Annotated in this window: 20 protein-coding genes; 16 read left to right on the top strand and 4 right to left on the bottom strand. The window is 69.6% G+C overall.

Annotated elements, in window-relative coordinates; all coding sequences use genetic code 11:
• Positions 1-41 precede the first annotated feature (41 nt).
• From ACX1D1_RS03015 to ACX1D1_RS02990, 6 genes are read left to right on the top strand one after another with little or no spacing between them, the layout of a single operon-like run.
• Positions 42-1,460, top strand: a complete 1,419-nt coding sequence (locus ACX1D1_RS03015; RefSeq protein WP_459055854.1) for a sugar transferase — start codon at positions 42-44, stop codon at positions 1,458-1,460.
• 46 nt (positions 1,461-1,506) lie between these two features.
• Positions 1,507-2,916, top strand: a complete 1,410-nt coding sequence (locus ACX1D1_RS03010) for a sugar nucleotide-binding protein (protein WP_459055853.1) — start codon at positions 1,507-1,509, stop codon at positions 2,914-2,916.
• On the top strand, positions 2,913-3,812 hold the full coding sequence (locus ACX1D1_RS03005; protein ID WP_459055852.1) for a nucleotidyltransferase family protein: 900 nt from the start codon (positions 2,913-2,915) through the stop codon (positions 3,810-3,812). Before ACX1D1_RS03010 ends, ACX1D1_RS03005 begins: the two co-directional genes overlap by 4 nt.
• On the top strand, positions 3,809-4,069 hold the full coding sequence (locus tag ACX1D1_RS03000) for a PqqD family protein (RefSeq protein ID WP_459055851.1): 261 nt from the start codon (positions 3,809-3,811) through the stop codon (positions 4,067-4,069). Before ACX1D1_RS03005 ends, ACX1D1_RS03000 begins: the two co-directional genes overlap by 4 nt.
• Positions 4,062-4,799: a hypothetical protein gene (locus ACX1D1_RS02995; protein WP_459055850.1), complete on the top strand. Its 738-nt coding sequence runs from the start codon at positions 4,062-4,064 to the stop codon at positions 4,797-4,799. The genes ACX1D1_RS03000 and ACX1D1_RS02995 overlap by 8 nt, the downstream gene beginning before the upstream one ends.
• Positions 4,796-5,089: a PqqD family peptide modification chaperone gene (locus ACX1D1_RS02990; protein WP_459055849.1), complete on the top strand. Its 294-nt coding sequence runs from the start codon at positions 4,796-4,798 to the stop codon at positions 5,087-5,089. Before ACX1D1_RS02995 ends, ACX1D1_RS02990 begins: the two co-directional genes overlap by 4 nt.
• Here ACX1D1_RS02990 and ACX1D1_RS02985 read toward each other — a convergent pair.
• Positions 5,079-5,981 (bottom strand): HAD family hydrolase, encoded by a 903-nt coding sequence (locus ACX1D1_RS02985; protein ID WP_459055848.1) that lies wholly within the window; start codon positions 5,979-5,981, stop codon positions 5,079-5,081. The genes ACX1D1_RS02990 and ACX1D1_RS02985 overlap by 11 nt on opposite strands.
• Before the next feature lie 9 nt (positions 5,982-5,990).
• A complete protein-coding gene (locus ACX1D1_RS02980) occupies positions 5,991-7,754 on the bottom strand; it encodes a glycoside hydrolase family 3 protein (protein ID WP_459055847.1) in 1,764 nt (587 codons plus the stop codon).
• A 215-nt stretch (positions 7,755-7,969) separates the two neighbouring features.
• Between ACX1D1_RS02980 and gnd the strand changes: the two genes are divergently transcribed.
• From gnd to ACX1D1_RS02955, 5 genes are all read left to right on the top strand, one after another.
• On the top strand, positions 7,970-9,424 hold the full coding sequence (gene gnd, locus ACX1D1_RS02975; RefSeq protein ID WP_459055846.1) for an NADP-dependent phosphogluconate dehydrogenase: 1,455 nt from the start codon (positions 7,970-7,972) through the stop codon (positions 9,422-9,424).
• 11 nt (positions 9,425-9,435) lie between these two features.
• A complete protein-coding gene (locus tag ACX1D1_RS02970; protein ID WP_459055845.1) occupies positions 9,436-10,509 on the top strand; it encodes a PfkB family carbohydrate kinase in 1,074 nt (357 codons plus the stop codon).
• 84 nt (positions 10,510-10,593) lie between these two features.
• Positions 10,594-11,901, top strand: a complete 1,308-nt coding sequence (locus tag ACX1D1_RS02965) for a lactate racemase domain-containing protein (RefSeq protein WP_459055844.1) — start codon at positions 10,594-10,596, stop codon at positions 11,899-11,901.
• A 348-nt stretch (positions 11,902-12,249) separates the two neighbouring features.
• A complete protein-coding gene (locus tag ACX1D1_RS02960; RefSeq protein ID WP_459055843.1) occupies positions 12,250-12,570 on the top strand; it encodes a hypothetical protein in 321 nt (106 codons plus the stop codon).
• A 207-nt stretch (positions 12,571-12,777) separates the two neighbouring features.
• Positions 12,778-13,011, top strand: coding sequence for a hypothetical protein (locus tag ACX1D1_RS02955; protein ID WP_459055842.1), 234 nt, complete (start codon positions 12,778-12,780; stop codon positions 13,009-13,011).
• Between the two features lie 634 nt (positions 13,012-13,645).
• Here ACX1D1_RS02955 and ACX1D1_RS02950 read toward each other — a convergent pair.
• Both ACX1D1_RS02950 and ACX1D1_RS02945 read right to left on the bottom strand, forming a co-directional pair.
• On the bottom strand, positions 13,646-14,950 hold the full coding sequence (locus ACX1D1_RS02950) for a cation:proton antiporter (protein ID WP_459055841.1): 1,305 nt from the start codon (positions 14,948-14,950) through the stop codon (positions 13,646-13,648).
• A 226-nt stretch (positions 14,951-15,176) separates the two neighbouring features.
• Positions 15,177-16,631: an MFS transporter gene (locus ACX1D1_RS02945; RefSeq protein ID WP_459055840.1), complete on the bottom strand. Its 1,455-nt coding sequence runs from the start codon at positions 16,629-16,631 to the stop codon at positions 15,177-15,179.
• A 286-nt stretch (positions 16,632-16,917) separates the two neighbouring features.
• On the opposite strand from ACX1D1_RS02945, the gene uidA reads away from it, so the two are divergent.
• From uidA to ACX1D1_RS02920, 5 genes are read left to right on the top strand one after another with little or no spacing between them, the layout of a single operon-like run.
• Positions 16,918-18,702 carry a beta-glucuronidase gene (gene uidA / locus ACX1D1_RS02940; protein ID WP_459055839.1) on the top strand — a complete coding sequence of 595 codons (1,785 nt, stop codon included), beginning with the start codon at positions 16,918-16,920 and terminating at the stop codon, positions 18,700-18,702.
• Between the two features lie 4 nt (positions 18,703-18,706).
• On the top strand, positions 18,707-19,615 hold the full coding sequence (gene larE / locus ACX1D1_RS02935; RefSeq protein ID WP_459055838.1) for an ATP-dependent sacrificial sulfur transferase LarE: 909 nt from the start codon (positions 18,707-18,709) through the stop codon (positions 19,613-19,615).
• On the top strand, positions 19,612-20,298 hold the full coding sequence (larB, locus tag ACX1D1_RS02930; RefSeq protein ID WP_459055837.1) for a nickel pincer cofactor biosynthesis protein LarB: 687 nt from the start codon (positions 19,612-19,614) through the stop codon (positions 20,296-20,298). The genes larE and larB overlap by 4 nt, the downstream gene beginning before the upstream one ends.
• A complete protein-coding gene (larC, locus tag ACX1D1_RS02925) occupies positions 20,291-21,712 on the top strand; it encodes a nickel pincer cofactor biosynthesis protein LarC (protein WP_459055836.1) in 1,422 nt (473 codons plus the stop codon). Before larB ends, larC begins: the two co-directional genes overlap by 8 nt.
• Complete coding sequence (locus tag ACX1D1_RS02920; RefSeq protein WP_459055835.1) at positions 21,705-22,763, top strand: LacI family DNA-binding transcriptional regulator; 1,059 nt, start codon at positions 21,705-21,707, stop codon at positions 22,761-22,763. Before larC ends, ACX1D1_RS02920 begins: the two co-directional genes overlap by 8 nt.
• The last annotated feature ends 6 nt before the right edge of the window (positions 22,764-22,769 follow it).

Genomic DNA, 22,769 nt, shown 5'->3' with positions numbered 1-22,769 from the left:
CCACTGGCTAGAGTGCTCGGAAGGGGGTGTTGGGGAGCACTATGCGTAATCTGTATCGCTGGGCACTCGTCGCCCTGGATACTGCCCTGATTTCTGCTGCTGCGGTCGCCGCGGTGGCGCTGCGCAGGTGGGTCCCCTTCCTCCGGAGCATCAACGACGCGGAGCAACTGGTCATCCCCGTGGCTCCACTCATCGTGGTGGGATGGCTGCTCGCACTGGCCTTCGGGGGGGCATACCGCCCGCGTCACTGGGGCTTCGGAGTGGCCGAGTACCGCCAGGTGTTCAACTCATCGCTGCTGTTCCTGCTCGCTCTGGGCTTCTTCGCCTTCATCTTCAACTACCCGCTGTCCAGGGGGTTCGTCGCCATCCTGGTGGCCATCGGCATCCCCGCCCTGCTAATGGGGCGCCTCACCGCGAGGCGGATCCTGCAACAGCTGCGGGTGTCCGGTCGCTTCTGTCTGCCCACCCTGGTGGTCGGGGACAGTGGCGCCGTCGACGACGTCGTGGCCGTGCTGCGGAGGGAGACGTGGCTCGGCTACACCCCGGTGGGCGTGGTGGCTCCGCCCGACGACGAGTCGATCGACGTCGACGCGAGGTCAGACAGCGACATCGACGAGGTGGGCACCCTCGACGACCTCCTGAGCGTGATCGATCGCACCGGTGCCCGGGCCGTGATCTTCACCACGGGCTCCGTCCGACGCGGGCGCGAGTTCAACGAGATGGCCCGCAAGTTGGAGGGCCACCGCGCCGAGATGGTGGTGGTCCCCGCCATGACCGACATCTCCAGCCAGCGCATCCACGTGACGCCCGTGGCCGGACTCCCGCTCATGCACGTGGGAAAGCCGCAGGCGGAGCGGTCCCTCAGGTTCACCAAGCGAGCCTTCGACCTGGTCGCCTCAGTACTGCTGTTGGTGCTGCTGTCCCCCCTCATGCTGGTGACAGCCCTCGTCATCAAGCTGAGCGACGGCGGGTCCGTGCTCTTCAGGCAGCAACGCGTGGGCATGGGAGGAGAGCCGTTCCAACTGCTGAAGTTCCGCTCCATGGTGCAGAACGCCGAGCAGATCCGGGCCGAAGGCCTCGAGGACGCCAACGAGGCGGAGGGTGCCCTGTTCAAGATCAGAAACGACCCCCGCATCACCCCCTTTGGGCGCTTCATCCGCCGCTTCTCCATCGACGAACTCCCCCAACTGTTCAACGTGCTGCGAGGGGAGATGAGTCTCGTCGGGCCGCGCCCGGCCATGGAGCAGGAGGTGGCGCTCTACCTGACTCATGTGCGGCGTCGATTGGACGTGCGGCCAGGCATCACGGGCCTGTGGCAGGTGTCGGGCAGATCCGACCTCGGGTGGGACGACACCGTCCGTCTCGACCTCTACTACGTGGACAACTGGTCCATGCTTCAGGACATCGTCATCCTCCTGCGCACCTTCCGCGCGGTCGTGAGCTCGCGCGGCGCCTACTGACGAGGATGGAGCGAGCGCCAAGGCATCCACCGGCTAGGCTGGCCGCGTGACCAACGCTGTGCGCCCAGGGGAGGGGGTCGCAGGGCTCAGCCTCTCCTCAACCTCCATCCCCGGCCTACTGATCCTCACTCTCCCCCTCCACGGTGACTCCCGCGGGTGGTTCAAGGAGAACTGGCAGCGCGCGAAGATGACCGCGCTCGGGCTGCCGGACTTCGGCCCCGTGCAGCAGAACATGAGCTTCAATGCCGAGGCCGGCGTGACCCGAGGCATCCACGCAGAGCCCTGGGACAAACTGGTCTCCGTCGCCACCGGCCGCGTGTTCGGCGCCTGGGTGGACCTCCGCGAGGGTGAGACCTTCGGCACCGTGGTCACCCACGAGATCGGGCCCGAGACCGCCGTTTTCACCCCCAGCGGCGTGGGCAACGCCTACCAGGCACTCGAGAACGGCACCTGCTACTCGTACCTGGTCAACGAGCACTGGTCGGCCGAGACGAAGTCCCAATACACGTTCGCCAACCTCAACCACCCGGCCATCGCCTGGCCCCTGCCGCTCGATTCGGCCATCGTGTCCGATGCCGACCGCACCCACCCGGCTCTCGCCGACGTCATCCCGATGCCGAGGCCGCGCCCCGTCGTCACCGGGGCGGGCGGCCAGCTCGGCCAGGCACTGCGCCGGCTCCTCCCCGACGCCCAAATCCTCGATCGAGACGAACTCGACATCACCGACCCCGACGCCGTCGCCGCCTTCCCCTGGGGACGGGCCTCCGCGATCATCAACGCCGCCGCCTACACGAAAGTCGACGCCGCCGAGACCGACGGGCGCGCCGCCTGCTGGGCGATCAACGTCACCGGCACCGCCAACCTCGTCGCAGCCGCCCGCCGCCACCGGCTCCCCCTGGTCCACGTCTCCTCGGACTACGTCTTCGACGGCACCCGCGACACTCACGCCGAGGACGAGCCCTTCTCCCCCCTCAGCGCCTACGGCGCCTCCAAGGCCGCCGCCGACGCGCTCGTCGCCACCCTGCCCCGGCACTACATCCTGCGCACCAGCTGGGTGATCGGAGACGGCCCCAACTTCGTGCGCACCATGGCCCGCCTCGCCGACTCCGGGATCAGCCCCGCCGTCGTCGACGACCAGTTCGGCAGGCTCACCTTCGCCGACGACCTCGCCCGGGCAACGCTCCACCTCATCGAGACGGGCGCCCCCGCCGGCAGCTACAACGTCACCTCCGACGGCGACCCGATGTCGTGGTTCGACGTGGCCACCGCCGTCTTCGACGCCCGCGGCGCCCAGGGCCGCGTGACCCGCACAGACACCGCGACCTTCTCAGCCGGCAAGGTCACCGCCCCCCGCCCGCGACACAGCACCCTCGATCTGGCCAAAATCAAGGCCACCGGATTCCAGCCCAGCGACGGCACCGAAGGCCTCCGCCGTTACCTCGACACCCTGCGATGACGAAAGAGCCCTCCCTCCACGTCCGGCTGCGCCTCACCCACGGCGTGCTGCAGCGCATCGCGGACAAGGCCGGGGCGGACGTCCTGCACGTCAAGGGGCCGGCCGTCGCGCGGGAACTGCTCGACACCCGCGACATCCACGACGCCGAGGGCAGCTTCGAACGCACCGAGACCATCCACCGCAACAGCAGCGACGCGGACCTCCTCATCCGCCCCGAGCACGTCCACCGCTTCCTCGACGAGGCCTCCAGGCACGGCTGGATCCGCAAGACCAGCTTCTCCACCAGCTCAGCCTTCGGCCACGCGATGAACATCTTCCATCCCACCCTCGGCAACGCCGACGTTCATCGCCGCTTTCCAGGGCTCGCGCCGGAGGCGTTCGACGAGCTGTGGCGGGCCCGCACCAGCACCGACCTGGGCCACGTGCCGTGCCCCACGCCGTCGGTCACGGCGCAGCGGCTGCTCCTCCTCCTGCACTCCGCGCGCAGCGGGCCCCACCACCCCGATACGGGTCGTGCTTGGGACCGCGCCACCGCCGACGAGCGCGCGGGCGTGCTCGCCCTGGCGCGGCATCTCGGCGCCGAGATCGGGGTGGCGGCCGCCGTCGGGGACCTGGAGGCCTTCAAGGACCACCCCGAGTACCTGCTGTGGAAGCACTTCCGCGACGGCAACCCGAGCCGCCTCGACGAATGGCGCGCCCGCTGGCGGGCAGCCACCACCGTCGGCAAGAAGGCCGCCGTTGTCCAAGGGCTGCTGTTCTTCGACCTGTCCCTCCTCGAGGCCGAGCTGGGGCACGCCCCCAGCCGCCGCGAGGTCGCTCAGCGTACGCTGCTGCGATGGAGACGACTGCTCGGCGAACTCGCCGCCCGCCGGCGCCCCGGGAGGCGGGAGAGATGACGCACCGGTACCACCCGGACGTGGTCTGGGAGGAGGATGACGATCGGGTGATCGCCACCGCGCCGACCATCGGGGAGGTGGTGATCCTCGACGGCACCGCCGCCCTCATCTGGCACTGCCTCGACGCCGCCACCACGGACGAGATCGTCGGCACGGTGAGCGAGGCAACCGGCACGGAGGCGACGGAGATCCACGCCCCCGTCGCCGCATACCTGGCCGATCTCACGGCGAGAAGGCTGGCAGTCTCCGATGAGTGAGGCACCTCACCTGCTCACCCTCGCGGGCCTCGGCACCGGGATCGCGGTGGACCTCGGCGACTCCGGCCTGGACCTGCACGCCTTCCGGCACCTCTGGGCCCGCTGCCTCTCCCGCGACACCACCGCCCAGGCCGACGTCACCGTGAGGAAGAACTCCTCACAGGAGTCAGCCACCCAGCAGATCACCCAGGCGTTCATCGCCGCCCGCGCCGGGCAGCTCCTCATGTTCCACGCCGGGGCGGTGGCACACCCGGAGACGGGGCGCGCCCTGGTGTTCGTCGCCCCCGGCGGCACGGGCAAGTCCACGCTCACCCGCCGCCTCGGGAGGAGCTACGGCTACCTCTCCGACGAGACGGTGGGCATCGACCCGGTCACGCTGCGGATCCACCCCTACCCCAAGCCCATCACGCTGGCCCCGGACCACGGGCAACCGAAGCGGGAGAACTCCCCCGACGACCTCGGGCTGCTCCAGGCCCCCCCGTCTCCGACGCTGACTGACCTGGTGGTGCTGCGCCGCACCCCCGGCCGCGACAACGCCGCCTTCACCCCCCTGCCCGTCCTCGACGCCCTGGCCATGATCGCCCCGGAGACCTCCTCGCTCTCGAAGCTGCCCCGCCCGCTGCACCTCATGGCCGACGTGCATCGTCGCGCCGGCTGCACCCTCGTCGAATACGGCGAGGTGGAGCAGATCCTCCCGTGGTGCACCGACCACCTGGAGGGACAACAGTGATCAGGTGCGCACACCTCACGGACTTCCTGCCTGTCGACGGCGAGTCCCTGGTCCTCCTCGACGACAAGGTCCTCCGCCTGGGCCCCGTCGCCACCCTCATCCTTGAGCTGTTGGGCAACGGGCCGGTCACCCTCGACCAGCTCACCGACGAACTGGCGGCGGCCTTCGGTACCCCGCCCGACGGCTCCCTCACGGAGGCGGTCGCGGCCCAGTTGGCCGCTCTGAACGACAACGGGCTCCTCATCATCGATGAGGAGCCCGCGGGACAGGACCCAAGCGTCAAACGGTGACCCAGGTGGGCCTCTCCGGAAGCAGCGCCTCGAAGTCGGCCACCAGCGCGTCCATGTAGGCGCCGCGGTAGGTGCCGCCCAGGAACTTCGGCAGCGCCTCCTCGCGGAACCGGCGCCAGGACTCGGCCTCGCCGCCGGGCATGATCGGGTAGAACAGCACGCCCTCGGAGAAGGCGCTGTCGCGGTCGCCGGGAGCGTCGCCGATGAGCATGATGTGGTCATCGTCGTACTTGCCCTTGGCGGCCCAGTGCACGTGCTGGGCCTTCGAGCCCATCTCCTGCCCGGCGACCACCTTCATGTACTTCGCCAGGTCGTGCTCGTGCCATTCGCGCTCGAGCGCCTCCATCGGCGTGGCGGAGACCGTCATGCAGTCCACGTCCGCCTGCATCGCCTCGATGGCCTCGCGGGCCCCCGGGAAGGGTGCGCAGCCGTGCACCATCCAGGCGATCAGCTCGTTGACTCCCTTGCCCCACTCGATGCACTGGGCGATCTCGGCCGACGGGTGGGCCTCGGCGAACTGGGCGATCCCCGTATCGGACCGGGGGTACCCGGAATCCAGGAACCTCTGCAGCTCGACGCCCTCGGGCACCTTCACGCTGCGCTCCAGCACCTCGGGCCGCTGCCTGAGCAGCTCGAACAGCCTAGCCAGCGCGACCCAGCGGTTCTGGCCGCGGGTGGTGGAGTGGAGGTTGACGAACAGGGCGGTCTCGCGGACCAGGGTGGAGGCGGCCTGGAGGTTGAAGTACTTGATGTAGGAGGGCGTGAAGCACTCCTGGTGCTTGATGTCCATGGCGTCCATGGCGCAGCCGTCGGAGTCGATCCCGACGAAGAACTGCTTCGTGGGCTGGAAGTCGAGGAGCACCTGGGCGCGCTCGGGCATCTTGTCAGTCATCGTCGGTCCTCAGATCCGGGTGTCGGCGAACGGGAACATCTCGGTGTTGGGCGTGCCCCTGAACTCCGACTTCCCTTCGAGCTTGTCGAGGACGATGTCGATGTTGAAGTCGTGGTCGTCGTAGGCGTTGATATAGGTCTTGACCTGCGGCATGTCGGGCAGCATGTTGGGCGACGCCGTCGACACCAGGATGGTGGGCAGCTCGTGCACGTACCAGGGCATGTCCAGGGTGCCCTTGGTGCCGGGCCAGTAGGGCCGCTCGACCGCCTGGCCGATGCCGTTGACGTTGGCCACGGAGAGGACCATGTCGTAGTTGTCGGTGAGGTCGGCGATGGCGGACTTGCCGGCGTAGGCGTTCTGCAGGATCGCCCTGACCTCGTCGGCGCTCTTGCCCTTGATCTTGTCCAGCTGCGACTCGTACAGGTCGGCCTCGTAGCCTCGCTCGCGCAGCTTGTCGGCGAACTTGGCGGCGGGGTGCTTGCTGCCGCCGTCGATCATCATCGCGAAGGGGCTGGGCGCGGCGCCGATCGGGACGACGAGGATGCGCTTGAACGTGGACGTCGAGATGGGGAGGTTCCCGGGCTGCTTGTTCTTGACCAGGGTGATGGCGGCGTCGGCCACCTCGACGGCGACCGCCTTGTGCTCGGGCAGGCCGATCTTCGCCAACGCCTCCTCCTTCGGCGGCAGCAGCTCGTTGCCGGGCTTCTTGTGGAGGCCGAGCATGGCCTTGAGGCCGAGGATGCGCGTCAGCGCCTCGTGGAGCCGCTCGTCGGAGAGCTTCCCGGACCTCCAGCCCTCCATCATCCAGGTGAAGTCCTCGTCGGGATCGTTGAAGAAGAGGAAGAGGTCGCAGCCGGCCTCGATGGCGGTGGGAAGGATGTCGGAGCGCTTCATGGCGCCGGTCAGGCCCACCATGTGGCTCGCGTCGGTGACGACGACGCCGTTGAAGCCGAGCTGCTCGCGCAGCAGCTTGGTGTTGATCTCCTTCGACAGCGTGGCGGGGAGGATGTCCTCGTCGGTCATGTCGGGGTTGAAGTGCTTCTGGTACGACGGCAGCGCGATGTGGCCGGTCATCAGCGACGGCAGGCCGGCGTCGATCAGGCCCTTGTAGAGCCTCCCGAAGGTGTCGTCCCACTCCTCGACCGAGAGCCAGTTGGGGGCGTGGGAGAGGTGCTGGTCACGCTCGTCGATGCCGTCGCCGGGCCAGTGCTTGGCGGCCGGCGCGATGCCGGACTCCTGGATGCCCTTCATGTAGGCGAGGCTCATCTCGAGCACCTGGTCGACGTCGCCGCCCCAGGTCCGCCGCGACACGATGGGGTTGCGCCAGTTGCGGTAAACGTCGACGATGGGGGCGAAGGACCAGTTGCAGCCGATCGCCGCGGCCTCCACCCCGGAGATGCGGCCGAGCTCGTAGGCGTAGCGGACGTCGCCGGCGACGCCGATCTTCGCCTCCCAACCCACGTAGGTGCCGTCCGTGCAGGCACCGTTGCCGCCGGCCTCGGTGTTGGCGGCGATGAGCATCGGGATCTTCGAGTTGGTCTGCAGGATGTTGTTCTGCTCCCACACCTCCTCGGCCTTCGCGGGGGTGTAGCGCACGGCGCCGATGTGGTAGGTGTTCAGGACGTCGGTGAGGTACTCCTCGGTCCGCTGGGCGCCCATGTTGACGAAGAGCTGGCCGATCTTCTCCTCGTCGGTCATCTCCGCGATGGTGGTGTTCACCCACTCGATCGCCTCGTCGTCGAGGTTGAAAGGCGTGGCCTTCAGATCCACCATGATGCTGCTCCTTGCTCCGTTGCTGGTGACTTCACGGTACGAGCTGCCACCCGCAGAGGGCACATGATTGCCGTTTGTTGCCACGCTCAGCGCAGCGTGCCCTGCGCATGAGTTGCCACGTCCCCGGCGCACCGCCAAGCAACAAGTGGCAACACCTGCCGCCCGGGCCACCACTCGGGCCATCCTGAGGGGGCACACGACCCAAAGGAGCATCGATGGCACTCGCCACACCAACCCCGTCCACCGCCGACATCGGAGTCACCGGGATGGGGGTCATGGGCTCCAACCTGGCCCGGAACCTCGCCCGCAACGGCCACGCCGTTGCCATCCACAACCGCAGCGCCGCCAAGACCGAGGCCGTCATGGCCGCCCACGGCACCGAGGGCACTTTCGTGCCCGCCGAATCCATGGACGACTTCGTCGCCGCGCTCAGCAGCCCCCGCGTCGCCATCATCATGGTGGCCGCAGGGCCGGCAACCGACGCCGTCATCGAGGAGCTCGCCTCCCGCATGGACAAGGGCGACATCATCGTCGACTGCGGCAACTCCCTGTTCTCCGACACCCGCCGCCGCGAGGCCGCCCTCCGCGAGCGCGGGCTGCACTTCGTGGGCGCCGGCGTCTCCGGCGGCGAGGAGGGCGCCCTGTGGGGTCCGTCCATCATGCCGGGCGGCTCCGTCGAGTCCTACACCCGCCTCGGCCCGATGTTCGAGTCCATCGCAGCGCAGGTCGACGGCCAGCCCTGCTGCACCCACGTCGGCTCCGACGGCGCCGGGCACTTCGTCAAGATGGTCCACAACGGCATCGAGTACGCCGACATGCAGGTGATCGGCGAGGCCTACGACCTGCTGCGTCGCGCGCTGGGCCTCAGCCCCGCCGAGATCGCCGACATCTTCGCCGAGTGGAACACCGGCGATTTGGACTCCTACCTCATGGAGGTCAGCGTCGAGGTGCTCCGCCACGTGGACGCCACCACCGGCCAGGCCCTCGTCGACGTCATCGTCGACCAGGCCGGCCAGAAGGGCACCGGATCCTGGACCGTCCAGACCGCACTGGACCTCGGCGTGCCGGTCACGGGCATCGGCGAGGCCACCTTCGCGCGCGGCCTGTCGTCGTCGGTCGAGCAGCGGCTCGCCGCCCGCAACTTCGACGGTGGGGCCTCAGCCTGGGACGTCACCGACCGCGACGCCTTCATCGAGGACGTCCGCCTGGCGCTGTACGCCTCGAAGCTGGTGGCCTACTCGCAGGGCTTCAACATGATCCAGGCCGCCGCCGCCACCTACGGCTGGGACATCAACATGGGCGAGCTGGCCCGCATCTGGCGGGGCGGCTGCATCATCCGCGCCCAGTTCCTCGGCGAGATCACCCGCGCCTACACCGCCTCGCCTGACCTGCCGCTGCTGATCGGCGACAGCTACTTCTACGACAAGATCGTGGCCACCCTCCCGGCGTGGCGCCGCGTGGTCAGCCAGTCCGCGCTCCACGGCGTCCCGGTGCCGGTGTTCTCGTCGTCGCTGTCCTACTACGACGGCGTCCGCGCGGATCGGCTCCCCGCCGCGCTGATCCAGGGCCAGCGCGACTTCTTCGGCGCGCACACCTACCGCCGGATCGACCTCGACGGGTCCTTCCACACGCTGTGGGCCGCCGAGGGGCGCCCCGAGGTCGAGGCCTGAGGCGCGGGATCATGAAACTCCGTGACGATGCGCGGTGGGCCCTCGTGGTGCCCACGTCCATGGGGGTGCGCCTCACGCCGGTGAACCGGCAGAGCGTGCACACCTCCCGGGAGTTCACGCTCCAGGCCACCTCGGCCGAGACCAACGTCGCGTCCGTGGCGTCCTACCTCGGGCTGCCGGTCAAGGTGCTCACCAACTTCGTCGAGGGATCTCCCATCTCGGCGTTCATCAAGGCGGACCTGCGGGGTCGCGGCATGGCGTTCGAGGGTCCCGACGTGCCCCAGGGCGACGCGTGGGGCCACCGGCACCAGTTCAACATCGCGGATTCGGGCTTCGGGGGTCGTGGCCCGCGGGTGTGGAACGATCGCGCGGGCGAGGTGGGGCTGACCCTCTCGGCAGACGACTACGACCTCGACGCTCTGTTCGCAGTCGAGGGCGTGGCAATCCTGCACCTCTCCGGGCTGGTCGCGGCCCTCTCGGAGCAGACGGCGACGTTCTGCCTCGAGGTGGCCCGCAAGGCCAAGGAGCATGGCACCGCCATCAGCTTCGACCTCAACTACCGCGCCTCCTTCTGGAAGGGCCGCGAAGAGGAGCTACGGGCGACCTTCACCGAGATCGCAGGGCTCTGCGACATCCTCTACGGCAACGAGGAGGATTTCCAGCTCTGCCTGGGCATTCCCGGACCGGAGGCCGGCGGCGAGGCCATCGGGGCCAAGATCGACAGCTTCAAGGAGATGATCGGGCGCATCCGCGAGGCCTACCCCCAGGCCTCCTACATCGGCACCTCGCTGCGTGAAGTGGTCTCGGCCAACCGCCACGAGTGGGGCATGGTGCTGTGGGGCGACGGCGACTTCCACGTCGCCGATCTCCGCGAGATCGATGTCATCGACCGCATCGGCGGCGGCGACGGCTCCGTCGGCGGCGTGCTCTACGGCATCCTCCGGGGCTGGCCGGCCGAGCGCTGCATGCAGTTCGGCTGGGCGACGGGGGCGCTGGCCGCCACGTCGCTCAACGACTACGCGGCACCCGCCGACGAGGAGCAGGTCTGGTCCATCTGGTCCGGAAACGCGCGCGTCAAGCGCTGACCCGCTCCACCGTTCCATCCACTCCCCCGGGCCCGCATTCAACAGGCCCGGGGGAGTGCCCATTGACGAGAGTTAGGCTGAACCATGACCAAGCTGTATCCGGACGTCGCGCCGGCCGCCACCGTCGGCGGCCCGCAATCGACGCTGACCGAGGATGAGATCCGGCGCTTCGTCGCCGACGCCGTCGGAGGCTACGACTTCGACGGCAAGCGCGTCACCCTCGTGGTGCCCGACGGCACCCGCCACGCGCCCATCGCGATGCTGTCCCACCTCATCCGCGACGCTCTGGGTTCGCGGCCGAAGGACGTGCGGGTGGTCATCGCGCTCGGCACCCACGACTACATGTCCGAGACCGCCATCGCGGCCCTCATGGGCTACGAGCCGGGCCATTTCGCCGACGAGTTCCCCGGATGGCAGATCTTCAACCACGACTGGCGCAACGACGACTGCTTCGCCAACCTCGGCACCATCGAGGCCTCACGCATCGGCGAACTGACCGACGGCAGGCTGACGGACCGCGCCATGACGGTGCTGGTCAACAGGATGGTCGTCGACACCGACATCTCGCTCGTGCTCGGGCCGGTGCTCCCGCACGAGGTGGTGGGCATCTCGGGCGGCAACAAGTACTTCTTCCCGGGGCTGTCCGGCCACGACGTGATCGACATGTCGCACTGGGTGGGGGCCCTGATCACCAGCTACGAGATGATCGGCAGCGTGGGCATCACGCCGGTGCGGCAGATGATCGACGCGGCGGCCGAACTCATCCCGTCGACGAAGCTGCTGCTGGGCATGATCGTCAAGCCCGGCTCCGACGACCTCCAGTTCCTGGCCTTCGGCGATACCCGCTCCTCGTGGGAGGCGTGCGCGGAGGTCTCCGCCCAGGTGCACGTGAAGTACGTGCCGAAGGCGTACAAGCGGGTGGTGTCGATCATCCCGACGATGTACGAGGACATGTGGACCGGCGCGAAGGGCTTCTACAAGATGGAGCCGGTGGTGGCCGACGGCGGGGAGCTGATCATCTACGCCCCGCACATCACGCAGGTCTCGGTGATGCATCCCGGCATCGAGGAGATCGGGTATCACAACCGGCAGTACTTCGTGGGGCAGTGGGATCGGTTCAAGGACCACCCGTGGGGTGAGTTGGCGCACTCGACGCACCTGCGCGGGCTGGGCGACTACGACCCGGCAACACGGGTCGAGACCAACCGGGTGACGGTGACCCTGGCCACAGGGATTCCGCGGGAGGTCGTCGAGGGGATCAACCTGAACTACCTCGACCCGGCTGAGGTGGACCTCGACGCGATGGAGGCGGACCCGGACACGCTCGTCGTCCCGAAGGCGGGCGAGCTGCTCCACAGGACGGAGGCGCAGCGGAACCGCCTCCCCGCCTGAGGCCTGCCTTCCGTTCCGACGCCTGCCTTCCGTCCCGACGCCTGCGCCAAGCCTCGACGCCTGCCTTACGTCGAGGCGCCTGCCTTACGTCGAGGCGCCTGCCTTCCGTCGAGGCGCCAGCCTTAGCTCGCGACGCCAGCGCTCTATCACTGGCGCCTCACTGCCGCCTGCGCTCAGTTGAGCCGCCCGCGCTCTAGCGCTGGCGGTGGGACCGGGCGCAGGCGCACAGAATGCCCCCTCGCTTTGTGGTTCCCCCGAACCCCCCTACTCAAGGCTCAGATCCGGCCCACGGCAGAGCTGCAGCGCCGCCCGTCCGAGCGTAGAGTTGATGCAACGGAAGGCACGGAGATGACCGGCGAACGCGCGGTGCGAAACTCGTGGTTGAGCCTGATCGGGCTCCCGGTGGCGTTGGTGGTGAGCTTCCTCCTGGGGAGTCTTGCGGGCTCCTGGGCCGGGTTTGGGGAAGGGGATCGTGCGCCGTGGTGGCTCGCGGTCATCCTCATTGCCGTGGTGGCTGTCATCTTCGGTGCCGTAGCGGTGGTCACGTACCGGTTCTCCCGTCAGGCCAAGACCGCTGGCGCGCCGAGAGCCATGCTCCCCGCATGGATTGCGATCGCCGTCGGCGCGCTGCTGGTCCTGCAGAACCTGGCTGCGTACTTCGTCGCGTAACTGAGAAACCCGGGCGGCTCGACCGCGAGATCGTCCTCGGTCGAGATGGCAGCGCACTTCATCATGGAGGAAGGGATGACCACTACTCATGGCCCCAGAGGATCGCAGCCGGGCTGGACCGTTGGGCGTGGACCAAGGCCCGGGGGGTCGGCGGTGGCCGGCGTTTTCCTCGGTCTGGCGTTAGGGCTCGTGACGCCTGTGGCGTTGATGTCTCAGCACATGGGGGCGCTCTTCGGCGGCGGCGTGAGCCTCTTTCCCGTCGTGTTGGCTGAACTGCTCATCCCCATCGCCGTCTGGCTGGTGGTGGGCGTCGCATTGGTGACCCGACCGTCGCAGCGCCGGATGGGCATCGGCGTCCTCGTGGGCGGAGGAATTCCGGCACTGCTCCTCTTGGCGCTGCTGCTGCCGCTCCTCCTGCCCGGCACCCTCGCCTATCTGTAGTTCGGGACTGGGCGCGCCCCGATGGCCAAGGGACGCCCCTTGACACCCACTCGCCGACCGCTGGACGCGCGCACCAAATGCCCCCCATGCAGCAGGCAGACCGACGACGAGGGTGGGGGTCGGCGGGGCGGCTCGGCGCAGTGATGCCCAGCGCGAGGGTCGCTCGACTGGCGTCCCGCCTGGACGGACCTGGGCCAGGGCCGCCCCGTCGACGCGCGCCCTGGCTGAGCCACGCCACCGGGTCGCCAGTGCGGGGAGGTGGGAGACGACGCCCGGGCGGCCTCACTACCTGAGCGACGCACAGCCCTGGGCGGCCAGGAGAAGTGGACACCGCGGCCGCCCGGGCGTCGGGTCACGGCACCCCGCACCCGATCAACCGACTGGCGTGAGGGTGGCTGTCACGACCCTTCGAGACAGCCGCCGGTCGCTACGCGACGGCGACCTCCTCAGGGAACGAACGGGTCGGGTCACAGCACCCCGCGACCGACCACAGGACTGGCGCGAAGTGGCTGACACAACCCTTCGAGACATCCGCCGGTCGCTACGCGACGGCGACTTCCTCAGGGAGCGGTTGCGAGAGGCCACGCCGCTCCGCGGCGGCGACCTCCGCTGGAACGGTTGCTGGCGGCCCCGGTCAGGGAGTGGTGTGTGGGGTCCGACGCCGCTCGCCCAGCCGTCGGAGCGCGGGCGTCGAGGCCATGCCGTGGACCACCACAGACAGCAGGATCGTGAACGCGACCGTGGACCAGAGCCAGGACTCCTCGGGTAGCGCAACCAGGCCCCCGGCGTAGGCGAGGTAGTAGAGCGAGCCGACGCCGCGGACGCCGAAGAACGCCGCGACAGCACGCTCCGCGGGCAGCAATCCGCCGGGCAACGACGTGTCGCGGGCAGCCACGGCGAGCGACAGCCACGCCGCGACCGGACGAATGACGAACACAAGGGCCACCGCGACGACGCCTCCACGCCAGTCGAGGCCCGCCAACAACGTGCGGGTGAGCGCCATGCCGAGGAAGAGCAGGATCACCAGGATGAGAAGCCGCTCGAGGTACCCGATGACCTGGTGCATGGCACGGTGATGGTCGTGGTGACGTTCCACGCTGCGCAGCGCAAGCCCACAGGCGAACACTCCCAGGAATCCGTACCCGCCGACGACCTCCGTGGCACCGTACGACAGCACCAGCGCGGCCACCGCGAGAAGGGGTTCGCCGCTCTCCGCGACGCGAAGCCGGTGGTCGGCGGCGCGGAACGACAGGCGTCCCAGCCCCCACCCGACGAGCGCCCCGACGAGAACGCCCACGACGATCTTGCCGACCAGGTCCCACGCGAGCCACTGCACACCCCACTCGGCCACCGGGCCGCGGGAGGCCAGATACACGGCGGCATACACGAACGGGAAGGCCAGGCCGTCGTTGAGTCCGGCCTCCGACGTGAGGGCGAACTTCACCTCGTCCCGCTCGTCGGGCTCCGCCTCCTGCGCCGAACCACCTGTGCTCGGCCCGTCCACCTGCACGTCTCCGGCGAGGACCGGGTCGGTCGGCGCGAGGCATGCTCCCAGTAGAAGGGCCATGGGTGCGGCCACGCCGAGCATGCCCCAACCGAGCAGGAACACAGCACCGATCGTCAGGGGCATCGCCACGAGCAGCAGGCGCCACGTGGGCGACCAGGACCGCCAGCTGCGCCAACTCAGGGGGCGGTCGAGTGCCAGGCCAACGCCCATGAGCGACACCAGCACGGCCACTTCGGTGACGTGTTCGATCACCGTCCGTCCCGCCACCGGGTCCAACGACCATCCCTCGGGCAGGGGCATCAGACCGATCACCATGCCCAGCACGAGCAGCACCAACGGAGCCGACAGCGCAATCGACCGCACCAGCATGGGCGCCAGGACGGCCACGACCAGTGCCAGCCCGGCCACCAGGTACACCGCGTCAGCGCTCATTGCGCACGTTCCTCGATCACCTCAGCACACTAGCCGCTGGGAATCCGGACCATCAGGCCGGCGAGAAGGTGGTAGCCACGACCCTTCGAGACGCCCGCCGCCGCTACGCGATGCAGGGCTCCTCAGGGAGCGAAAGGGTGGCCCCCAGGGCGCACCGACGACAGAACGGCCCCCGCCTGAGCGGGGGCCGTTCTCGGTGGGACCTCGATCCCCGCGTCGTCGTGGATCAGACGGTGGCGACAGCCTCCGCCTCGGCGCGGCGACGCTTGAGCTCCGCGACGTTGGACTCCACTGCCTTCTTGCCCAACGGGTAGACGAACCAGAGGGCCAGGCCGCAGGCCAGGTACATGAAGCCGGGCAACACGGTCGACAGCATCCAGATGCCCTGGATGGTCTCCGGGCTCTGCGTGACCGACTCGCCGGCGGTGGTGGCCGTCTGGTAGCCGATCCAGCCGAGCGCCATGGAGCCGAGACCACCGGCGAGGGCCTGGCCGAACTTGCGGGACCAGGAGTACACGGCGTAGACGACGCCGTCGTTGCGGGCACCGGTCTTGACCTCCTGCTGGTCGATCACGTCGGTGATGAAGGCCCAGACGAGGACGTTGAACAGCCCCAGGCCGATGACCGCGAACCCGAAGACGAGCAGGAAGGCAACGGGGGAGGTGCGCAGGTCCACGAAATAGAGCCCGATGTGCAGCACACCGCAGATCAGCACGCCGATGACACCGATCTCCTTCTTGCCGAACCGGCGGGCCAGCGCCGGGGCGAAGGCGGCCAGGGCGAGGGCGGGGGCGAAGGAGAGGATCTGGCCGATGGAGGCGAGCTCGCCGCGCTCGAAGTACTCGAGCCACAGGAAGGAGCTCACTGAGCCGGCGAAGAGCGAGGCGAACAGCAGCATGATCGCGGCCAGGATGAGGCCACCGAGCGCACGGTTGGTGAACAGGCCCTTGGCGATGGTCGCGGCGCTGGCACCCTCGCCCTTGGGCTTGGGCTCGACGATGACACGCTCCTGGACGTTGACGTAGCAGAGCAGGTAGGAGATGACCGCGAGGACTGCGAACACGACGGCGATGATCGGGAAGCGGCCGGTGAGGATCTCCTTGCCCTGGAACGCGATCAGCGGAACCACCAGCGAGATGACGATGCCGGCGAGGGACGCGCCCATCGAGCGGAACACGGACAGCTGCGCACGGTCGTCGGCCTCAGGAGAGATGGCCGAGGCCATCGAGCCGTAGGGGATGTTGATCATGGTGTAGAAGACCGAGCCCCAGAGGAAGTAGGTGACCCACATCCACGCGATCTTGGCGCCCATCTGTGCCTCGCCGACGGGGAGGAACCAGTACATGGCGAAGATGGCCACCATCGACAGCGACACCGGGATGGCGCCGCGCAGGATCCAGGGACGGAAGCGGCCGGCCGGCGTGGGCTTGGAACGGTCGACGAGGACGCCCATGCCGACGTCGGTGAAGGCGTCCACGAAGCGGGCCACCAGGAAGACCGTGCCGACGGCGATGGGGTCGATGCCCATGCCCTTGATGAAGAAGGCGCCGAGGAAGAAGGCGGACATCATGAAGGTGAAGTCGTTGCCGAAATCACCGAACATGTAGCCGATCTTGTCGCGCCAGCCGAACGGACGGACGTTGGTGACCTTCCTGCTGGAAGGTGCTGCGATGGTTGACATTGAGTCTCCTTTGACTAGCGGCTTCTACGCCGCCTTGCGGGGTGTGCGGTCAGGCTCCTCGGGGTGTCGATCCGCCTGTGCAGTGACACAACAGTCGCACCGGCCCCGTCCGGGTGGCCATAAGTTGCCACCTCTTGCCGCGACGCCGCCCAGGCTGGGAGCGCACACCGCTAACAGGGCCGAACGGTCACGGCAACTTATGGCAACCCGGGCGATCGGCCATTGGCACCGTGATGCAATGACTGGCACAGACACCCGCACGCACCGCCTCGCAAAGGAGCAAGAGATGCTGGGAGCACGCACCTCAGTCAGCCGATCCATCACCACCCTCGACGGGGTGTGGGACTTCCGCGCGGACACCGCCCATCAGGGCCTCAACGACGGCTGGTACGCGCGCCCCCTGACCGACTCGCGCCCCATGCCGGTGCCGGCCTCCTACAACGACATCACCACCGATACCGCCCTCCACGACCATGTGGGCGTGGTCTGGTACCAGCGCACCGTCACGGTGCCGCGCATCATCGACGGCGAGCGCCTCTTCCTGCGCTTCGGCGCCGCCACCCACCAGGCCACCGCGTGGGTCGACGACACCGAGGTGGTCAGCCACGTGGGCGGCTACCTGCCCTTCGAGGCTGACATCACCGACCTCGTCGAGCCCGGCGCCACCTTCCGGCTCACGGTCGCCGTCGACAACCGCCTGTCCTGGCAGTCGATCCCGCCGGGCTTCGTCAAGATCGACGAGCTGGGCCGCGAGAGGCAGTACTACTTCCACGACTTCTACAACTACGCGGGCCTGCACCGCTCCGTGATCCTGTACACCCGCCCGGCGGTGGCGGTCACAGACGTGACCATCGTCACCGACATCTCCGGCACCGACGGCGTGGTGGCCTACGACGTGGTGGCCGACGGCGCCACCACCGTCCGGGTCCGCGTCCTCGACGCCACCGGCGCCGAGGTGGCCTCCGCCGACGGCGCCAGCGGCGAGCTCACCGTCGCCGACGCCGAACTCTGGGCGCCGGGGCGCGGCTACCTCTACACCCTGGAGGTCCACGCCGACGACGACGTCTACCCCCAGCCCTTCGGCATCCGCACGGTGGAGATCCGCGACTCCCAGTTCCTCATCAACGGCGAGCCGTTCTACTTCCGCGGCTACGGCCGCCACGAGGACAACCTGGCCCGCGGCAAGGGCCACGACAACGTCCTCATGGTCCACGACTTCGAACTGATGACCTGGCAGGGCGCCAACTCCTTCCGCACCTCCCACTACCCCTACGCGGAGGAGGTCATGGACTACGCGGACCGCCAGGGCTTCGTCGTCATCGACGAGACGGCCGCCGTCGGCCTCAACGCGGGCATCACCGGCGGCATCTTCGGCGACGACACCCCCCGCTCCACCTTCGGCCCGGACACGGTCAACGACGAGACCCAGCGGGTCCACGCCGCCCACATCCGGGAGCTGATCGCCCGCGACAAGAACCACCCCAGCGTGGTGCTGTGGTCGATCGCCAACGAGCCCGAGACCTTCACCGACGCCGGCCGAACCTACTTCGAGCCCCTCGTCGAGGCGGCCCGTCAGGCCGACCCCACCCGCCCCGTCGGCTACGTCAACGTGCAGCTGTCCACGCCGGACAAGGAGAAGGTGGCCGACCTCTACGACGTGGTGATGCTCAACCGCTACTACGGCTGGTACTGGGACAACGGCGACGTCGCCCTGGCCGAGGCGCACCTGCGCAAGGAGATCGACGCCTGGATCCAACTGGCCCCCGGCAAGCCCATCATCTTCACCGAGTACGGCCCCGACACGCTGAACGGCCTGCGCGACTTCCACCATCGCCCCTGGTCCGAGGAGTTCCAGGCCGACCTGCTCGGCATGTACCACCGTGTCTTCGACGACTACCGCGAGGTGACCGGCGAGCAGATGTGGAACTTCGCCGACTTCCAGACCACCCCCGGCATCATGCGCGTGGGCGGCAACAAGAAGGGCATGTTCACCCGCGACCGTCTCCCCAAGGCCGCCGCCTACGCCGTCCGCGACCGCTGGCTGCGCCTGCGCGACGAGCAGGGCCGCTGACATCATGGCGTCCCATCACGCAGCGTCGCCGACGGAGGCGAGGGCTGACCTCCATCGCCCCCTGCCCGCGGACCTTGAGCGGGTCGCGGCCCTGGTGGCCGAGGACCTGGTCCGCGACGGCGCCACCCCCCGCGTCGGGGTGGCCTACTCCGGCGGGGTCGACTCGGCCGTGCTCGGGGCGCTGACGGCCCGCGCCGTCGGCCAGGACAACACCGTGCTGCTCCTCGGCGTCTCCCCGTCGCTGGCCCGCCGGGAGCGACGGCTCGCCCACCGCCAGGCCGAGCAGCTGGGCCTCACCGTGGTCGAGGTCGCCACCCACGAGCTCGAGAACCCCTCCTACAGCGCCAACCCCGTGGACCGCTGCTACTTCTGCAAGGACGAGCTGTTCACCCGCCTGGACGCCCGCGTGGTCGACGAGCTCGGCCTGGACGTGGTCGCCTACGGCGAGAACGCCGACGATGCCCTCCGCCCGGACCGCCCCGGCAGCCGCGCCGCCCGCGAGCACCACGTCCGGCATCCGCTGTCCAGCGCGGGCGCCACCAAGGCCGACGTCCGCGACATCGCCGCCCACCTGGGCCTCCACGCCGCGGCCAAGCCCGCCTCCCCGTGCCTGTCCAGCCGGATCCCGCACGGTCAGGAGGTCACCGCGGAGAAGCTTGCGGCGATCGACGCCGCCGAGGACGCCGTCCTGGCCGCCGGGTTCAGCGACTGCCGCGTCCGCCACCACGGCGACTCCGCGCGCATCGAGGTGCCCACCGACGAGTTCGGCCTCCTGGCCGACCACGCCCGCAGCACCCACCTCCTCGCCGAGGTCCGCGCCGCCGGCTTCCGGCACGTCACCCTGGACCTCGCCGGCATCCAGTCCGGCGCCTTCACCCTCTTCCTCCTGACGCGACGGCCGGAGGCGCTGTGAACGACATCGCCCACCTCGACTTCGACCGGTTCGCGCGCCGCGGCTACGCGGAGGCCGTGTTCTGCCTCGGCAAGACCGCTGCGCAGTGCGGGGAGATCGCCCGGATGTGGCGCGAGCGCGCCGCCGCCGGCACCGACCCGCTCGGCGCCGTCCTGTTCACCCGCGCCACGGCCGAGCAGGCCGCGGCCGTGCTGGCTGAGCTCCCCGACGCCGCCCACGACCAGACCGCCTCGCTGCTCGCCTGGCCCGCCCAACCGCCCGCCCCCACCGGCGGCCGCGTCGTCGTGGTCTGCGCAGGCACCTCGGACCTCCCCGTCGCCCGCGAGGCGGCGCTGACCGCCCGCTATCTCGGCCGCGACACCGTCGAGATCGTCGACGTCGGCGTGGCCGGCCTGCACCGGATCCTCGGCCGGCTCGACGATCTCCGCGAGGCCGACGTCATCGTCCTGGCCGCCGGCATGGACGCCGCGCTGGTGCCCGTTGTCGCGGGGCTGGTCTCCTGCCCGGTCGTCGCGGTCCCCACGTCGGTGGGCTACGGCGCCACCTTCGACGGCGTGGGCGCGCTCCTGGCGATGCTCAATTCGTGCGCCCCCGGCGTCGGCGTGGTCAACATCGACAACGGCTACGGCGCCGGCCACCTGGCCGCCCAGATCGCTGCCCCCAGGGAGGCACGAAGTGCATGACATCGTCACGGGCGGCGCCCACTCCCACCACCCCCACTCCCCCACGCACCGCCAGGAGCACTCTCACGTCACCACCGCCGACGGCCAGGCGGTGGAGGCAGGGACCCGCATCGAGCCCGGCCACATCCGGCACGGCGACGGGGCCTCCACCACGCTGTGGATCGACGCCTCCCAGGGCGCCTCCGGCGACATGCTGCTGGCTGCCCTGCTCGACGCCGGAGCCGACGACGGATCCGTGGCCGCCGTGCTGGACCTGATCGCCCCGGGCGCGCTGCACCTGCAGGCCCGGCGGGTGCCGCGTGGCCCGTTCAGCGCCCTGAAGGTCGACGTCATCGCCGACGAGGTGGACCCGCCCGCGCGCCACCTCAGCGACATCGAGGCCATGCTCAACGTCCCAGGCATGCCCCCCGCGACACTCCGGCTCGCCACCTCCGCGTTCCGTGCCCTCGCCAGGGCGGAGGCCTCCGTCCACGGCACCACCCCCGAGGACGTCCATTTCCACGAGGTGGGCGCCCTGGACTCCATCGGCGACATCGTCGGCGTCTGCGAAGCCTTCCGCACCCTGGGCGTCCAGCGCGCCGTCAGCTCAATCGTCGCCCTCGGCGCCGGCGCTGTCCACACGCAGCACGGTCTCCTCTCCGTCCCCCCGCCCGCGGTGATGGAGTTGGCCCGCGGCTGGCAGGTGGAGGCAGGTGGCCCTGCGGAGGTCGGCGAGCTCTGCACCCCCACCGGCATGACGCTGATCCGCACCCTCTGCGAGGAGGTGGGCCCGCTGCCCCACATGACCGTCCACGGCACCGGCACGGGCGCCGGGACCCGGGTCCGGAAGGACCGGCCGGGCGTCCTCCGCGTCGTCGTCGGCGCCACCGTCGTGCAGCAGCACAGCGCCACCCACGAGCCCGACCGCGACCGCACCCCCCACGAGGTGAGCGAGGTCAGCGCCAACGTCGATGACCTGGACCCGCGCGTCTGGCCCGCCGTCATCGACCGCCTCCTCGACGCCGGCTCCGTCGACGCGTGGCTGACCCCCATCACCATGAAGCGCGGCCGCCCGGCCCACATGATCTCCGCCCTGGTGCCGCTGGCCTCCATCGACGACGTGGTGGACGCCCTCATCACCCACACCTCCACCATCGGGGTGCGGATCTCGCCGCCGTGGCAACGCCGCGTGCTGCACCGCATCTGGCGCCCCGTGGAAGTGGACGGCTTCGAGGTGCGGATCAAGGTCTCCGGCGACGGGCCCGGCTCGTCGATCCAACAGGCCACCGCCGAGTTCGTCGACATCGAAGCGCTCGCCACCAGCCTGGGCTGCGCGCAGCGCGTCGCGCTCACCCTCGCCCAGGGCGCCGCCTGGCGGGCCGGGCTCTACCCGGGCGCGCCGTGGCCGGCCGACGAGGAGGACGGCGATGTCTGAGGAGTCCACACCCAAGCGGCGCAAGCGCGTCACCATCTACGACGTGGCCCAGGAGGCCGGGGTCGCGGCGTCCACCGTCTCCCGCGCCTTCGCCCGACCCGGCCGCGTCAACGCCGAGACGGGAGTGCGGATCCACGAGGCCGCCGCCCGGCTCGGCTACCGCGTGGATCCGATCGCCCGCCCGGAGGGCACCGGGCCCCGCACGAAGCTGCTGGCCTTCGTCGTCGCAGACGTCACCAACCCGGTCTACGCGCACATCATGAAGGGCTTCCAGAAGGAGGCCACCACCCACGGCCACACCGTCCTGCTGATCGACTCTCAGGAGGACGGGCAGATGGAGAACCAGCTGATCCAGAGCGTCCTGCACCTGGTCGACGGGGTGGCGCTCACCTCTTCCAGGCTCAGCGATTCCGCGATCGCGCAGATCGTCAAGGTGACCCCCGTGGTGGCGGTCAACCGAGGCATCGCCGGGGTGCCGTCGATCCTCCCCGACACCGCGCGCGGTCTGCGCCGCGCCGTCGAACACCTGGCCACCCTCGGCCACCGGCGGCTCACCTATCTCTCCGGACCTGCGGCGTCCTGGGCCGACGGCGCCCGCTGGCGCGCCGTGTCCGAGGCCTGCCAGGAGTTGAGCCTGCACCTGCGGCGGATCGGCCCCAACGCGCCGTCGATCCACGGCGGCTTCGCCGCGGGCCGCGAGTGGCAGGAGCACCCCACCTCCGGCGTGATCGCCTACAACGACATCATGGCCATCGGCTTTATGAAACAGGTCCAGTCCGCCGGCTACCGGGTGCCCGACGACGTGTCCGTGATCGGCGTGGACAACTCCATCTCGTCGGTCCTGACCACGCCCACGCTCACCACCGTCTCCCCCGCCACGAGCCTGATCGGCGCCCGCGCCGCCCGGGCCCTGATCACCCAGCTCCGCCACCGGGGCGCCCCCAGCGCCGAAACCATCGTCACCCCCATGGAGCTCCTGGTGCGCGAGAGCGTCGCCCCACCTCCACCCGTCGACCCCACGCCCATCGCACCTCACACGGAAGTCAGGTAGAAACGC

Source organism: Tessaracoccus luoxuelianae, assembly GCF_054483915.1.
Note: the sequence above shows the minus strand (reverse complement) of the source record. Positions and strands in the feature narration are given on the sequence as shown.

Excerpts from the sequence above, each read along its gene's own strand:
- ACX1D1_RS03015 (WP_459055854.1), top strand. The coding sequence starts at position 42 with ATGCGTAATCTGTATCGCTGGGCACTCGTCGCCCTGGATACTGCCCTG.
- ACX1D1_RS03005 (WP_459055852.1), top strand. The coding sequence starts at position 2,913 with ATGACGAAAGAGCCCTCCCTCCACGTCCGGCTGCGCCTCACCCACGGC.
- ACX1D1_RS03000 (WP_459055851.1), top strand. The coding sequence starts at position 3,809 with ATGACGCACCGGTACCACCCGGACGTGGTCTGGGAGGAGGATGACGAT.
- ACX1D1_RS02995 (WP_459055850.1), top strand. The coding sequence starts at position 4,062 with ATGAGTGAGGCACCTCACCTGCTCACCCTCGCGGGCCTCGGCACCGGG.
- ACX1D1_RS02985 (WP_459055848.1), bottom strand. The coding sequence starts at position 5,981 with ATGACTGACAAGATGCCCGAGCGCGCCCAGGTGCTCCTCGACTTCCAG.
- ACX1D1_RS02980 (WP_459055847.1), bottom strand. The coding sequence starts at position 7,754 with ATGGTGGATCTGAAGGCCACGCCTTTCAACCTCGACGACGAGGCGATC.
- gnd (WP_459055846.1), top strand. The coding sequence starts at position 7,970 with ATGGCACTCGCCACACCAACCCCGTCCACCGCCGACATCGGAGTCACC.
- ACX1D1_RS02970 (WP_459055845.1), top strand. The coding sequence starts at position 9,436 with ATGAAACTCCGTGACGATGCGCGGTGGGCCCTCGTGGTGCCCACGTCC.
- ACX1D1_RS02965 (WP_459055844.1), top strand. The coding sequence starts at position 10,594 with ATGACCAAGCTGTATCCGGACGTCGCGCCGGCCGCCACCGTCGGCGGC.
- ACX1D1_RS02960 (WP_459055843.1), top strand. The coding sequence starts at position 12,250 with ATGACCGGCGAACGCGCGGTGCGAAACTCGTGGTTGAGCCTGATCGGG.
- ACX1D1_RS02955 (WP_459055842.1), top strand. The coding sequence starts at position 12,778 with ATGTCTCAGCACATGGGGGCGCTCTTCGGCGGCGGCGTGAGCCTCTTT.
- ACX1D1_RS02950 (WP_459055841.1), bottom strand. The coding sequence starts at position 14,950 with ATGAGCGCTGACGCGGTGTACCTGGTGGCCGGGCTGGCACTGGTCGTG.
- ACX1D1_RS02945 (WP_459055840.1), bottom strand. The coding sequence starts at position 16,631 with ATGTCAACCATCGCAGCACCTTCCAGCAGGAAGGTCACCAACGTCCGT.
- uidA (WP_459055839.1), top strand. The coding sequence starts at position 16,918 with ATGCTGGGAGCACGCACCTCAGTCAGCCGATCCATCACCACCCTCGAC.
- larE (WP_459055838.1), top strand. The coding sequence starts at position 18,707 with ATGGCGTCCCATCACGCAGCGTCGCCGACGGAGGCGAGGGCTGACCTC.
- ACX1D1_RS02920 (WP_459055835.1), top strand. The coding sequence starts at position 21,705 with ATGTCTGAGGAGTCCACACCCAAGCGGCGCAAGCGCGTCACCATCTAC.